Genomic DNA, 14,005 nt, shown 5'->3' with positions numbered 1-14,005 from the left:
TTATCCAATGGTTTCGATTAAGCTTGTCTCTACTAAAAAAGAACTTAAACAGTTCATTGATTTCCCTCACGACTTATACGCATCCAACCCTAACTATGTCCCTGAACTGTACATGAGTCAGTATGAGATTTTGGATAAAAAATCTGCTCCATTTTTCTTGCATTCTGAGGCAGACTACTTCTTAGCAGAGAGAGATGGAAAAATAGTAGGAAGAATAGCCGCTATCAAAAACAACAATTACATCGAATATACCTCCAATGAGATTGGTCATTTTGGTTTTTTTGATGTGATCAATGATTCAGAAGTAGCCAATGCGCTACTAGACAAGGCGAAAAGTTGGATAGCAGAACGTGGACTATCACAGATGGCAGGCCCGTACAACTTATCCACGAACGAAAGTTGTGGAACGCTCATCGAGGGGTACGACCTACCCCCGACAATCATGATGACCTTTAATGAACCGTACCTCAATGACCTCTTGATAGCATATGGGTTTGAGACTGACATGACGCTACTTTCATACATTGTCTACACGAAGGACATGCCCGAAAAACTAAGTAGGATGTCTGGACTACTCAAAGACCGGTTAGAATCGAAAGGAATCACCATAAGAAAAGCCAACCTCAAAGATTTTAAAAACGAAGTAGACAAACTCTATCGAGTATATAATAAGGCTTGGGAGAAAAATTGGGGATTTGTACCCATGACTGAGGAGGAGTTCAAACACTCTGCCAAAGACATGAAGCTCATAGTAGATCCAGACTTTCTTTTAATCGCTGAGGCAAAGGGAGAACCCATTGCATTTTCACTGAGCTTACCAGATCTAAATGTGGCTCAAAAACACATCAAAAGAGGTCGTCTCCTACCGTTCGGAATATTTAAGTTACTTTATTACAAAAGAAAGATAGATCGAGTGAGGGTAATCACCCTTGGAGTTGTCGAAGAATATAGGAAGTTGGGTATCGATGCATATTTCTATGCCAAAGCGTTCGAAGAAAGCAAAAACAAAAATCTACTTTATGGTGAGGCTTCTTGGATATTGGAGAGCAACGAAATGATGAACAAAGCGTTGATAAACATCAATGCAAATGTTTACAAAAAACACAGATTGTACAAAAAAGCAATCTAACAGAAAAAACATTATAGAATTAACTGGCGATCAGGATACTAGGAACTGCATCGCCCTATAAATAAACTTACTTAATGAGTATTTTAAAAGATCGTCTTGCGAAATATACATATGCTGACGAAGTGAAAGCAGCGGGCTTGTATCCATATTTTAGAGAAATAGGTTCTAATCAAGATACTGAAGTTATCATTAATGGCAAGAAGGTACTCATGTTTGGTTCCAATAGCTATCTAGGACTCACCAACCATCCAAAAGTCAAAGAAGCTGCACAAAAGGCAATAGAAAAATATGGTACTGGATGTGCTGGATCTCGATTCCTAAACGGAACTTTAGATCTTCATATCGAATTAGAGAACAAACTTGCAAAATTCTTCAAGAAAGACGCTGCACTCATATTTAGCACTGGATTTCAAACCAATCTAGGTGTTATTTCTTGTATGACGGGACGCAATGATTACATCATCTTAGATGAGTTTGACCATGCCTCTATCATCGACGGCACTAGGCTCTCGTTCTCCAAAGTCATCAAGTACCGCCACAACGATATGAGTTCTCTAGAGGCACAGTTATCCAAGCTCCCGCCAGAAGCTGTTAAAATGATCGTTGTAGATGGGATTTTTAGCATGGAAGGGGATATCGTCAAACTCCCTCAGATCGTAGAGCTTGCTAAAAAATATAGTGCTGAAATAATCGTCGATGATGCACATGCAGTGGGTGTCATCGGAGAAAATGGATCTGGTACGGCTTCTCACTTTGGTCTCACTGATGATGTAGACTTTATAGTAGGCACCTTCAGTAAATCTTTAGCTTCGCTCGGTGGTTTTGTTGCTGCGGATCAAGTAGCAATAGACTACATGAAGCATCATGCCAGAGCCTTAATATTCTCAGCGAGTATTCCTCCATCCTCAGCAGCCAGTGCACTAGCTGCTCTAGAACTGATGCAGACACATCCTGAATTGATGGACAAACTATGGGAGAACACCAATTACACCATTTCAAGTCTTCGAACATTAGGTTTCGAAATTGGGCCTACAGAGTCTCCTATCATTCCGATATACGTGCGTGACAATGAAAAGACTTTTCAACTGACACAGTACCTAGTAGAAAATGGGGTCTTTGTGAACCCGGTCATCTCTCCTGCTGTAAAAAGCGGAGACTCGTTGATTCGTTTCTCTCTAATGGCCTCTCACTCACATGAGCAGATTGATTTCGCTTTGGACAAGTTAGTTCAGGCTAGAAAAAAGATTGGTTTTGGTCAAGAAGTAGAAATCCTAGCAGAAAAATCTGTCATAGCCAAATAACAAAAAAGCAGGAGAAATCCTGCTTTTCATTTCCCTTAATACTCTTTTAGTTTTCAGGTTGCTTTGGCGATATCATACGTGGTTTGGCTGGTACTGGCTTTTTCCTGAATCCAAAACGGTAAATCACGTAGTAGTTAAATCCAAAAGCACTTGTCTTAGACGCCTCTCCATAGCCAGGTATCTCAAAGGGCTCTAATGTATCTACACCATCAAGGTCTTTCGCCAATTTAAAACGAATAGTGTACCCCATATAAAGTGGCCCTGCTATTCGTACATTCAAGCCCATAGTAGCCTCCAACCATCTCGCTTGTAAATCATCATTGCTAAAAGCCAGCTGTTTTTCAGTCCAAAAGTCCTCCGCAGTAAGTGAGTAATCTATCTTATCCGAAAAATCAGATTGTGCATACATCAACCCAAAACATATAACATTGCGGTTCTTATTATAAGGAATAAGATTGATTTGTGGCCCTACTCTAAAAAAATTACCCTTACTCGAATAATCAAAACCATCACCGCTTGAACTTAGCACAGTCCGTCCCGCATCTACGGCTAAGTAATAAAAATCAAAATCGATTTTAGCCTGAAACTCGGTCTGAACATCCCCTGAAGCTAATCGCCCTAATCCAACTACATCAGCAGCAATAAAAAACTCAGAAGGTTTCCAGTCCCTAACTCTTTTTTCATAAACCTGTGCCTCAGCCTGTGCCACCGACAGCAAGGCTGCCAGACTAATTATATACTTGAATATTTTCATCAATAGAACTATCAATTGTTGATTGTATGACCGAAACAGAGTCAAATGTATGATACACTATCTTTAGGTTTTGATACTTAAAAAATGGACCACATCGTTCAGACAGCCATTCCAATTTCCTATCATACTTCAATTGAATCGTGTCAATAGAAACACCTGTTACGAAATAATAAGCCAATGTATCAGCAGATGGATTGAGAGGAAAAGTAAAAACAGACAAAGTATCAGCGCTCGTGTACAACAATGAATCCGACCCTGCTGTTCCTATTAAATCATATCTCAACGTATCAATTTCCAACGTCTCGAAATCGTAGAACCCCATATTTATCTCGTCATAGGGACGCTCCAAATCACATTCAGGCTCATTCTGACAAGCCATCAAAAAAAACAGTGACCCTAAAATCACTACAGAAAACAACACGAAATTCTTCATCTCATCACTAACATTTCGATTGCTAAGTTACTTATATATCTTGAATCCGTTTGCTTCAAGAAGGTAGAGCACTCCGTCAAAATATCTAAACTTATTAGAGGCGACTTTAGGCAAGGGCAAAGCTCTCTTCTTTTGACTGTATAGGTTCACAAACTGTAACATACCTTCATTCACATAATATAATTCATCTCTAAAAAAACCTATCTCATCCGCAACCACCTCTAGTTCAAAAAGAAAATTTCCCAAATTATCAAACACAAAAACACCTTGCTTAGAGTCTATCAAATAACTCCGGTTGTCATGATTCTTTATGACAACATCAGTAGCGCTTCCTTGGTTTAGGACTTGAGCGAGACTCCTCCTTTCGAGCACTTCATTTCGTCCAGGGTCTATTCGAATCAAAGAAAAACTACTCATATCCACAAGCCAGATAGTCTGCTGTGAATCTGGCGCTATATCTGAGACAAACCCAAAACCAAAGTCCGCATAATTATATTTGACAGGAGCGGATAGGTATCGATTCAAAATAACAGTCTCTTGAAAATCTTGATAGAACAAATACACTTTGAACTGACTATTAAAATCTATCTGCTGCACTCTATTGTTGACGAGCGGTGAGTATTCCAACATCAAGCTACCATCAGCAGTGAACTTCGCTAAATCCCCATTAGTCCTAGTGACATACATCGCACCCTTGCCATCCAACTCCAACTGATCAGCATCTTTCCAACTAACCTCCTTATACAGTCTCCACTGTGCTGAGACATCCATCGACCAAACTAGTACACATCCGATGACAAGTATCGATCTCATAGCGAGAAGTAAAGTAGTTTCAGTTCTTCCCCATCAAACTCAGCATAACTATCTCTATCGATCCAATCTCCAAGATTGCAATACACAGCTCCATTTGACAACTCATGATAGCGATCTACATGACTATCACCATAGATATAAAAATCATGGTATTGAGATCCTTGAATTCTTTCACTATGTGCGATCAAATGCTTATCACAACTCGTCCCCTTCTGACTATGCCTGCTTTTTCCTGACCATAAATTGGCCAATGTAATCCCGACATCAGGGTGCAGCCAACTAAACAGCCATTGGCACACTGGATTAGTAAACACTTTCTTGATTACGCGAAATTTACCATCCAAGGGATTCAAGCCGTCCCCATGTGCAATAAAAAACTTCCGTCCCCCGATGATCAAAGACTGCGATTGATGCAAAATAGTCGCACCCAACTGCTCTTTTAGATAATCGCCAAGCCATAGGTCATGATTCCCTACGAAGACAACAATCTCTATCCCACGATCTGACAGCTCCGCAAGTTTTCCTAAAAAACGCACATACCCCTTAGGTACAACATGCCGGTACTCGAACCAAAAATCAAATAAGTCTCCCACCAAAAATAGCACTTGCGCATCAGCAGCAACATAATCTAGCCACGCTATGATCCGTCGCTCCCGGTCCAAAGACGTCTCAAAATCAGGCGCACCGAGATGAAAATCACTGGCGAAGTAAACCTTCTTACCTTCAGCTAATATGGGGATGTCGATATTCATCAAAAAAAATGGGACACAAAGTCCCAAATTAGTTTTTTAGTATAATTAATCAGCAGAGAGCGACTACAATCCCTCTCTACATTTTTTCGTTCGTAGAATCTTCTTCCTCTACTTCAGTCTTAACAGTAGTTTTTAACTCTTCTAGCGCCTCCTCATTCTTCATTTCTTGAGGTCCTTTATCACTTCCGCTTCCGTTAGTAAAAGCCTCATAATTTGTTTCCTTTTCGAAAGGCCTCTTTCCAATCAAACGCTCTAGATCGGCTTGAAAAATAATTTCCTTCTCTAACAAAGACTGAGCAATTTTCTCAAGATCATCACGCTTATCGATCAACAGAGCTTTCGTTCTCGCGTAAGCCTGATCGATAATAGATTTCACTTCCTTATCAATCTTCTCGGCAGTAGCATCCGAATATGGCTTATTAAAATTATACTCTGACTGCTTAGAATCATGGAAAGAAAGGTTACCAATAGCCTCGTTCATACCATATACCGTCACGATGCTATAGGCTACTTTAGTAATTCGCTCCAGATCGCTGAGCGCGCCGGTAGATATCTTACCAAAAATAATCTCCTCAGCAACTCGACCTCCTAGTGCCATACACATTTCATCCAAAAGCTGTTCCGTTTGATACAGGTATTGCTCCTTAGGCAAGTACTGTGCATACCCCAAGGCAGCCAAACCTCTCGGCACGATACTCACCTTGACCAATGGATCTGCATGCTCTAAGTACCATCCTGCCACTGCGTGACCTGCCTCATGATAGGCTACAATCTTTTTCTCTTCAGGAGAAATAATTTTCGTCTTCTTCTCCAAACCACCAATCACACGATCGATAGCATCTTGAAAATCAATAGCATCTACTGCCTTTTTATCCTTTCTTGCCGCGATCAAAGCAGCCTCGTTGCAAACGTTAGCAATCTCTGCTCCCGCAAAACCAGGTGTCTGAGCAGCTAGCTTTCTAGAATCTATATCTTTCGCAACCTTCAAAGGCTCCAAGTGCACTTTGAATATAGCATCTCTACCAATGATATCTGGCTTGTCTATCCCAATCTGTCTATCAAAACGTCCTGGTCTCAACAATGCAGAATCCAATACATCTGGCCTGTTAGTTGCTGCTAGGATAATCACCCCAGTATCTGTAGAAAATCCATCCATTTCTACCAACAGAGAATTAAGCGTATTTTCTCTTTCATCATTAGAACCAGGCATCTGCCCTTTTCCTCTAGATCGACCGATTGCATCGATCTCATCGATAAACACAATACACGGTGCCTTTTCTTTGGCTTGCTTGAAGAGATCTCTCACTCTCGCTGCTCCTACCCCCACAAACATCTCTACAAAGTCAGAACCAGACAGCGTAAAGAAAGGCACGCCAGCCTCTCCAGCGACAGCCTTTGCCAGCAAAGTCTTACCTGTACCAGGAGGGCCTACGAGCAATGCACCCTTCGGAATCTTACCCCCTAGTTTGGTGAATTTGGTAGGCGTTTTCAAGAACTCTACGATCTCCTTTACTTCTTCCTTCGCTTCGTCTAGACCTGCTACATTGTCAAAGGTGATCTTGACTTTGTTCTCCGCATCAAAAAGCGCCGCTTTAGATTTTCCGATATTAAAAATCTGTCCACCAGGGCCTCCTCCACCGGTCATTCTTCTCATCAAGAACCAAAACCCGAAGATGATGATGATGAAAAATCCAGAATTCAAGAAAATATTGGTATAATCCGAACGCTCATCAACCAAGTACTCGTACTGTGGGCCATTATTTAGCCTAGCATTCAATTCATCTTTTTTCTTGACGAATATATCCTTGCTCTCTATTTTAAAGAAATACTGAGGGCCGTTTGTAGACATTCCTAGACTATTCTGATCTTCTAGCTCTAGCTTGTATTTGCTATTGTCTAATGCCTCCTCGTTCAGCGTTACTTCTACGATATTTTGATTCCCTATCAGCGTCACTTTCTTGATGTCATTACTGAGCACCATACTTTCGAATCGCTTAAAAGAAATCTCCTTTGCTGAATTGTTATTGGAAAAATACGAGATGCCAAAGATGAAAGTCATCAAGCCAATAATCACCCAAATCTGATAATTGGGCTTATTGGGTTGTGTGGCTGTATTTTTATTTTTTGGTTTTTCCGCCATTATAATTTTATTCTAAAAGTCTTTGTTAACGCTTATTCCTATTCTAGGTTATTAATCTTCGATCTGAGTCAATATAGCATCGCCCCACAGTTTTTCGAGCGAGTAAAATTCTCTTCGATCTTTTCTAAAGATGTGAACCACTACATCGGCATAATCGAGCAAAATCCACTCTTTGTTTTCTCTACCCTCCTTATGCCATGGGTCTATTTTCAAGGTCTTGTATACTTCGTCCTCCACTGATTGGGCTATCGCCTCTAGTTGAGTATCCGAAGTACCAGAGCAAATTACGAAATAATTAGCAACTGAGTTGGTTATATTCTTCAAATCAATGACAACTATATCTGAAGCCTTTCTTTCCTGCATTCCTTGAACCACTACCTCTTCTAAACTATCAGATTTCTGGGCTTCCTTTACTTCTGTCATATATTGTCTATAATTTCGTACAAAATTAATCAATTAATCTTGCATAAATTCTTTGCCAAAACTCGATTTATAGGAAAAAAGGTGATCTTTCTGCCACAATGTCACTCTACCAATGAAATCGCCATGTCATTGGTTAACAATCGGCACGCCTCTGAAGGACTGATCGTCATGACCGCTGATCAAACCCATGGCAAAGGTCAGCGTGGCAACACGTGGCAGTCCGACGCTGGCAAGAACCTGACCTATTCTATCGTTCTCCAGCCTAGATCGCTACACATCTCCCATCAGTTCCGACTCCATCAGATGATTTCATTAGCTGTTCACGAAGCTTTATCCCCTATTTTACCTCCAGGACTCAAAGTCAAATGGCCCAACGACATCTACTATGGCGACAAAAAAATAGGCGGCATACTCATCGAAAACACACTTAGAGGAGCTCAAATAGACTATGCCATTATTGGTATTGGAATCAATGTCAATCAAGAGCACTTTACTCTTGACAAAGCCACTAGCCTAGCAAAGGTTCGCCAAACGACCTTTGATATAGATCAAATAGCAGAAGACATCTTGATCGCTATGGAAGAACTGTACGAACCACTATCAGAACCTCTCGCCAACTTAGCTGCCAAATATGAGCAGATACTTTACAGAATCCACGAAACACACCGCTATCAAGCCGAAGGAAAAATTTTCCACGGACAAATCACAGGAATCGCCCCTGATGGCAAACTGATGATAGAAGAAAAAGGGAATGTCCATCATTTTGACTTCAAAGAAGTCTCCTTTATATAAAGAGGTTAGCCTACCTATTGGTGTAAATTGGTGACGGTTTATTTCCATGAATTAGTTTAACTTTGCCATCCAAAAACAAATGGCATTAATCTCAGGCATGCCTGTTAGTATACAGAATAGAACCTGAACCAACACTCGGACGTTAAGCGTCAGAAAATCAAAACCATCTCCTTTGCAAAGGAGGATTGAAATATAAAGCAATGATAGATACACAAGTAAAAAACAAAGTAAAGGATATCAGTCTTGCAGGCTGGGGAAGAAAAGAAATCAAACTCGCCGAAGCAGAGATGCCAGGTCTCATGTCCTTGAGAGAAGAGTATGGCGACAGCAAACCACTCGCTGGAGCTAGAATAGCAGGATGTCTACACATGACCATCCAGACTGCCGTATTGATCGAGACTTTGATCGAGCTAGGTGCCGAGGTGACATGGTCATCGTGCAACATCTTCTCTACACAAGATCACGCTGCTGCTGCCATCGCTGCTGCTAACATCCCAGTATTCGCATGGAAAGGCATGAACGAAGAAGAGTTTGACTGGTGTATCGAGCAAACGCTTTTTGCATTCGAGGGAGGAAAGCCACTCAACATGATCCTAGATGATGGTGGAGACTTGACCAACATGGTACTCGACAGATTCCCTGAACTCGTCAAAGACATCAAAGGTCTATCCGAAGAAACTACTACGGGTGTACACAGACTGCAGGAGCGCGAAGCGAAAGGCACGCTACCTATGCCTGCTATCAATGTCAATGACTCGGTAACCAAGTCAAAATTTGACAACAAATACGGCTGTAAAGAATCTCTCGTCGATGCGATCAGAAGAGCAACAGACGTCATGATGGCTGGTAAAGTAGCCGTCGTAGCTGGGTACGGTGACGTTGGAAAAGGATCTGCTGCATCTCTAAGAGGTGCTGGCGCGAGAGTAATCGTGACGGAGATCGATCCAATATGTGCGTTACAAGCTGCAATGGATGGTTTTGCAGTGAAGAAAATGGATGATGCAGTCAAAGAAGGTGACATCATCGTGACCACTACTGGTAACAAAGACATCATCGTAGATCGTCACTTCAAAGCGATGAAAGACAAAGCTATCGTCTGCAACATTGGTCACTTCGACAATGAAATCGACGTAGCATGGTTGAATACCAACGCTACTAAAGACGAAATCAAACCTCAAGTAGACCTATACACGCTAGATGGCAAAGAGATTGTGCTCCTAGCAGAGGGGAGACTTGTCAACTTGGGCTGTGCTACAGGGCATCCATCATTCGTGATGTCTAACTCGTTCACCAATCAAACATTGGCACAACTAGAGCTTTGGACAAACACCGATGCATACGAAAACAAAGTATATATGCTCCCTAAACACCTCGATGAGAAGGTAGCAATGCTTCACTTAGCAAAAATCGGTGTAGAGCTAGACGTACTATCTACAGAGCAAGCAGAATACATCGGCGTAACAGTAGAAGGCCCATACAAACCAGAGTACTACAGATACTAATCAGTAGCACCTCTCAAAAGAATCAAAGCCCCATCCTACCGATGGGGCTTTTTATTTATTCATCAAGAAGTAACGTAAATAGCCATACTGCTCAATCCATCCTAATGCCTAATCATCAACTGGTGGATACTCGTCCCGAACTGGCTCTGCACTTTCATCACATACAGACCTGCGGGATGTGTACTCAGATCTACCTCGAGCTCTCCAATTCTTTGCTCGTCCACTACCAAAGAAAAGCGCTCCACTTCACGCCCCTCTACATCAACGATCAGTATGGATAGCTTAGATGAGGCAGGCAACTTTAGTCTCAAATTCATCACATTCGCTACAGGATTAGGATAGATCAATATTTCGTTTTCTTCCAGTACAGTCTCTTGATCGATCAGAGACGCTAGCGCTCTTGCTGCATTGACTCTTCCCCATCCATAGTAGGGATCCCAGCCCTCTACATCTTCTTGGGTGCTTCCTATTTGATCTTCGCAGGATGAGGTCATGATTGCAGTCACTTGAGAAGGAGGCAAATCTTCATCTATTGCCAACAAAAGAGATACGACACCTGTTGTCATCGGTGCAGCCATAGAGGTGCCTGCCCATATGTTTCCAGGACGATCCGTACTGTACTGGTTCAGACCCAAGATATAATTACCTGGTGCGATGATATCTATGTGGTCGCCATAGTTGCTTCCTCTAGAAGGGCTACCATTAAACGCCATACTACGCTGATCATCTGGGTCACTTGCTCCCACAGCCAGCGTGTGATGATATGCTGCTGGATAATTAGGAATCGACGAATTGCCATTGCCCATACTAGCTACTATCAGCACACCTTTGCGATAGGCATAATCCACCGCTTCTTTCAGAGCCCTAGAATCATCTACTCCTACGAGAGAAAAATTGATCACATCGGCATCTTCCTGCACCGCATAGTAGATCGCACGAATCCAGTCACTATAGTAGCCGACCTGACTCCCATCCACGACTTTGCAAATCATCAAGCGACAGTTCCAGTCTATGCCTGCATACCCCAAAGCATTATTACCATTGGCTGCCAGGACGCCTGCGACTGCTGTACCGTGTCCATTGTCATCCATAGGATCATTGTCTTCGTTGACAAAGTCCCAACCGAAATAATCATCGATATATCCATTGTGATCATTGTCTTCACCGTCATATCGATCATCATCATTTCGCCATAGACGTCCAGCAAACTCCGCATGGTCAGGATTGATGCCGCTATCTATGATTGCTACGGTGATGGATGCACTGCCCTGTGACCGCTCCCAAGCTGACAATGCTTGTATGTCTGCTCCTGCCTTTGGAGTCCCAAAATTGAAGGTACCGTCGTTGTACAAATACCACTGCTGATCAAACTCTGGGTCATTAGGTACGTCCATTGACTGCCCCGCCGCGCGTCCTATATAATCTGGCTCGACGTAACTAAACAACTCCGACTGGTGGTACTGATCGAGTAAGCTATCCAAAGGCTTACTGCCCGTAAACTCTAGTACAAACAATGATTCCTCAAGACTCTCTCTAGACAAAGACTGAGTTCGAGCCGGGATCGCCAGTTTATGTTCATCGATAACTCTACTCAGACTGGATTGACTGTCTGGATAGGAAAACAACTGACCTTCTTTGAGTTTGACAATCAATCGTGGCTGAGCTGATAGCGTACTACACACACACCAGAGTATACCCATACAGAACCACCATACGCTAAGACTCATTCTCATCACTTAACCTTGTTTGTTACCATACTTCAATCCTACTCCTATGGTTGAAAAAACCTAACAACATAGACTCATAGCAGCTATCTCCAAAACAAGAAAGCACATAGCACAGCTACCTCTATGCCTATCAATCCGAGAAGAACCCGCCACACTAGCTTTCTACTAATTACACTTCTTTTATGTTTATGATCACAGATCACTTGATTCTCATGATTCATTATCCCTTACTTATATTGCATTAAAACATTGGGCTCATGCGTACTGCGTACAATACATAGACCTTGCCCCAAAGCGATATCCATGATCAGCTCTTCAGTTGCCCTTCCATCGACACCTCCACGGTAGATACTACCTGCATTGAGCTGGTTGAGCCAGTATAGCTCTCCAGACCACTCATCGATCACTACAGCATAAGCATTGCTCACGCCATCTTCCTCGTCATACACGGTCTCCAGTTTCATGGCACCATCCAGACTTCCTCTCAGTATGCGGTCAGCATAGGCCGCTCCAGGTAGGGCATTGTCCGTGATAAACAACTCTCCTGTCCCCTCACTGATGGCGATACCATAGGGATTCAAAAAACCGCTCCCTCCGGCATAGATGAGCTCTGTGGTACTGTTTTCGGTTAGCGAAACTCGCCACAACTCATTGTCTTCGTACTCGACCCAATAGAGGTACCCTGCCGACACCTCTAGATCAATCCCCCATGGACCATTCAATCCATCACTCCTATCAAACAAAGTATCTACTGGCCCCAGTCCATTGGCTGGTGCAGACAAGATGAGCTGATCATAGGGCTGTGTCCAGTACAGTCGCTCTGTATCCATGACCAGTTCTACAGGGCCATAGCTCCTCAGCGGTGCAGTATAGAGCACCTCTGGGTTGCCACTACCGTCCCAGGCTCCACGGAGTATCTGACGGGTAGAAAAATCAGTCCAATAGAGCATCTGATTGGGCTCATCCACGACCAGGGCAGTCGGTGTGTCCAGCCCCTTGAGGCTGCCATACACCACCTCAGTCTGGAGCAAGACATCGTCCTGATATACAGCTCTGAGAATCTGGTGATCTGCCATACTCGTCCAGTAGAGATAGGTATAGTAAACCGCCACCTCTGGAAGGTCCTCTTCCGAACAGGATGATATCGCGAAAATAAAAAGTATGGAAAGTAAAAAAATATTATGTTTCATGGATTCAAATCCTGTTGACTAATGTAGTAGTCATCTATTTTGTTTGTCAGCATCCATTGTTATGGCTGTATTATTTTTTACCAGTCATCTCAAGATACAAAGCGATCTACCACGCTATCCGAACTACTATGTCCTACCACAGTGACGTGTATCCCTATGACAGAGCTGCGGACACTACCTACCCATACGTATGGGTAGGTAGTGTCCGCATGTATGGGCATGCATCACCCCACGGTGAACACGACCCCTGTGATCCCTGTACGCAAAGTCTTGGTTTTATATGCCGTATTTCGGATCTCTATGCGATAGTCTCCTGCCTCCAGCGTAGGCGCCATCAGACTTAGTGTCTGGGGTTGATTGATCCGGATACGCTCGGCTTTGATCTCTGTCCCACCTGACTGACTGACGAAAAACACGCCTTCTTCCTCTGTGTTGTCATGGATCTTGAGATACTCTCCTTTGATCTCCAATGCCTGACCTGAGGTGATTTGTTTGTTTTCGGTATCACTGCCCCAGTCGTATACACTCTCGATCTCTGGTGATCGATCATCCGCTTTGATGTACTGTAGTGTGACATCTAACCCTCGACTGAGCATCTGCTGCTTCAGCGAAGTGATCACATTGAGACTGTGGCGTGCGGTATCGAACCGGTCGTCTATGGTGACGAACACCCCTCCGATGCTAAAACGGACACTGATGTACTCATCCGCATAGCCTTCCCCTTCGCCGATCCAGTCTGCTATCTGACTCCAGTAGGCATCTATGACGGCATTGGATTCAGTGGGTTTCAGAATGGACCCTGACCCTGTCATCGCTAGGATCATTTCTTCACGTGTATGTATAGTGACCGCATGGGGCACACCGACATAGTCATCTGGTATGTCCTTGGTGATCTTGTTTTCTCTCAGAGTATATTGTAGTGACATAGTGTTGTTTTTTTAGTATATGAGATAGTGAAAAACCACCAAGACCTAAAAAAATCCTTAGTGGTATGATAGAATTAATACCTGACAGGTTTTGAAAACCCGTCAGGTATGGACTAAAAAAGT

General features: G+C 42.9%; 13 protein-coding genes. 4 read left to right on the top strand and 9 right to left on the bottom strand.

What is annotated here, in order from left to right:
• The first annotated feature begins 7 nt into the window (after window positions 1–7).
• Together BGP76_RS19260 and BGP76_RS19255 are read left to right on the top strand one after the other, a co-directional pair.
• The gene (locus BGP76_RS19260) at window positions 8–1,129 is read left to right on the top strand and encodes a hypothetical protein (RefSeq protein WP_073122775.1); all 1,122 of its coding nucleotides are present in this window, start codon (window positions 8–10) and stop codon (window positions 1,127–1,129) included.
• Window positions 1,130–1,203: 74 nt separating this feature from the next.
• Window positions 1,204–2,430: a pyridoxal phosphate-dependent aminotransferase family protein gene (locus tag BGP76_RS19255; RefSeq protein ID WP_073122776.1), complete on the top strand. Its 1,227-nt coding sequence runs from the start codon at window positions 1,204–1,206 to the stop codon at window positions 2,428–2,430.
• Window positions 2,431–2,476: 46 nt separating this feature from the next.
• Here the strand turns inward: BGP76_RS19255 and BGP76_RS19250 are convergent, their stop codons facing one another.
• The 6 genes from BGP76_RS19250 to rsfS all read right to left on the bottom strand — a co-directional run bounded on the left by BGP76_RS19250 (window position 2,477) and on the right by rsfS (window position 7,745).
• Window positions 2,477–3,184, bottom strand: a complete 708-nt coding sequence (locus BGP76_RS19250) for a DUF6048 family protein (RefSeq protein ID WP_119845874.1) — start codon at window positions 3,182–3,184, stop codon at window positions 2,477–2,479.
• Entirely contained in the window at window positions 3,159–3,617 is a 459-nt protein-coding gene (locus BGP76_RS19245; protein WP_119845873.1) for a DUF6452 family protein, read from the bottom strand. Before BGP76_RS19245 ends, BGP76_RS19250 begins: the two co-directional genes overlap by 26 nt.
• Before the next feature lie 27 nt (window positions 3,618–3,644).
• Window positions 3,645–4,430, bottom strand: coding sequence for a hypothetical protein (locus tag BGP76_RS19240; protein ID WP_119845872.1), 786 nt, complete (start codon window positions 4,428–4,430; stop codon window positions 3,645–3,647).
• The gene (locus BGP76_RS19235; protein WP_119845871.1) at window positions 4,427–5,182 is read right to left on the bottom strand and encodes a UDP-2,3-diacylglucosamine diphosphatase; all 756 of its coding nucleotides are present in this window, start codon (window positions 5,180–5,182) and stop codon (window positions 4,427–4,429) included. Before BGP76_RS19235 ends, BGP76_RS19240 begins: the two co-directional genes overlap by 4 nt.
• 76 nt (window positions 5,183–5,258) lie before the next feature.
• Window positions 5,259–7,322: an ATP-dependent zinc metalloprotease FtsH gene (gene ftsH, locus BGP76_RS19230; protein ID WP_073122781.1), complete on the bottom strand. Its 2,064-nt coding sequence runs from the start codon at window positions 7,320–7,322 to the stop codon at window positions 5,259–5,261.
• A 51-nt stretch (window positions 7,323–7,373) separates the two neighbouring features.
• The gene (gene rsfS / locus BGP76_RS19225) at window positions 7,374–7,745 is read right to left on the bottom strand and encodes a ribosome silencing factor (protein WP_073122782.1); all 372 of its coding nucleotides are present in this window, start codon (window positions 7,743–7,745) and stop codon (window positions 7,374–7,376) included.
• A 39-nt stretch (window positions 7,746–7,784) separates the two neighbouring features.
• Between rsfS and BGP76_RS19220 the strand changes: the two genes are divergently transcribed.
• A complete protein-coding gene (locus BGP76_RS19220; protein ID WP_119845870.1) occupies window positions 7,785–8,537 on the top strand; it encodes a biotin--[acetyl-CoA-carboxylase] ligase in 753 nt (250 codons plus the stop codon).
• A gap of 200 nt (window positions 8,538–8,737) precedes the next feature.
• Window positions 8,738–10,039, top strand: a complete 1,302-nt coding sequence (ahcY, locus tag BGP76_RS19215; RefSeq protein ID WP_073122784.1) for an adenosylhomocysteinase — start codon at window positions 8,738–8,740, stop codon at window positions 10,037–10,039.
• 101 nt (window positions 10,040–10,140) lie between these two features.
• Here ahcY and BGP76_RS19210 read toward each other — a convergent pair whose 3' ends face one another.
• From BGP76_RS19210 to BGP76_RS19200, 3 genes are all read right to left on the bottom strand, one after another.
• Window positions 10,141–11,772, bottom strand: coding sequence for a S8 family serine peptidase (locus BGP76_RS19210; protein ID WP_119845869.1), 1,632 nt, complete (start codon window positions 11,770–11,772; stop codon window positions 10,141–10,143).
• Between the two features lie 221 nt (window positions 11,773–11,993).
• Window positions 11,994–12,956, bottom strand: a complete 963-nt coding sequence (locus BGP76_RS19205; protein ID WP_119845868.1) for a YncE family protein — start codon at window positions 12,954–12,956, stop codon at window positions 11,994–11,996.
• Window positions 12,957–13,180: 224 nt separating this feature from the next.
• Window positions 13,181–13,882, bottom strand: coding sequence for a DUF4469 domain-containing protein (locus BGP76_RS19200; RefSeq protein WP_073122787.1), 702 nt, complete (start codon window positions 13,880–13,882; stop codon window positions 13,181–13,183).
• Between the last annotated feature and the right edge of the window lie 123 nt (window positions 13,883–14,005).

Source organism: Reichenbachiella sp. MSK19-1 (assembly GCF_003590315.1).
GTDB lineage: Bacteria > Bacteroidota > Bacteroidia > Cytophagales > Cyclobacteriaceae > Reichenbachiella > Reichenbachiella agariperforans.
The sequence above is the reverse complement of the archived record's forward strand: the minus strand, read 5'-3'. Positions and strand labels throughout refer to the sequence as shown.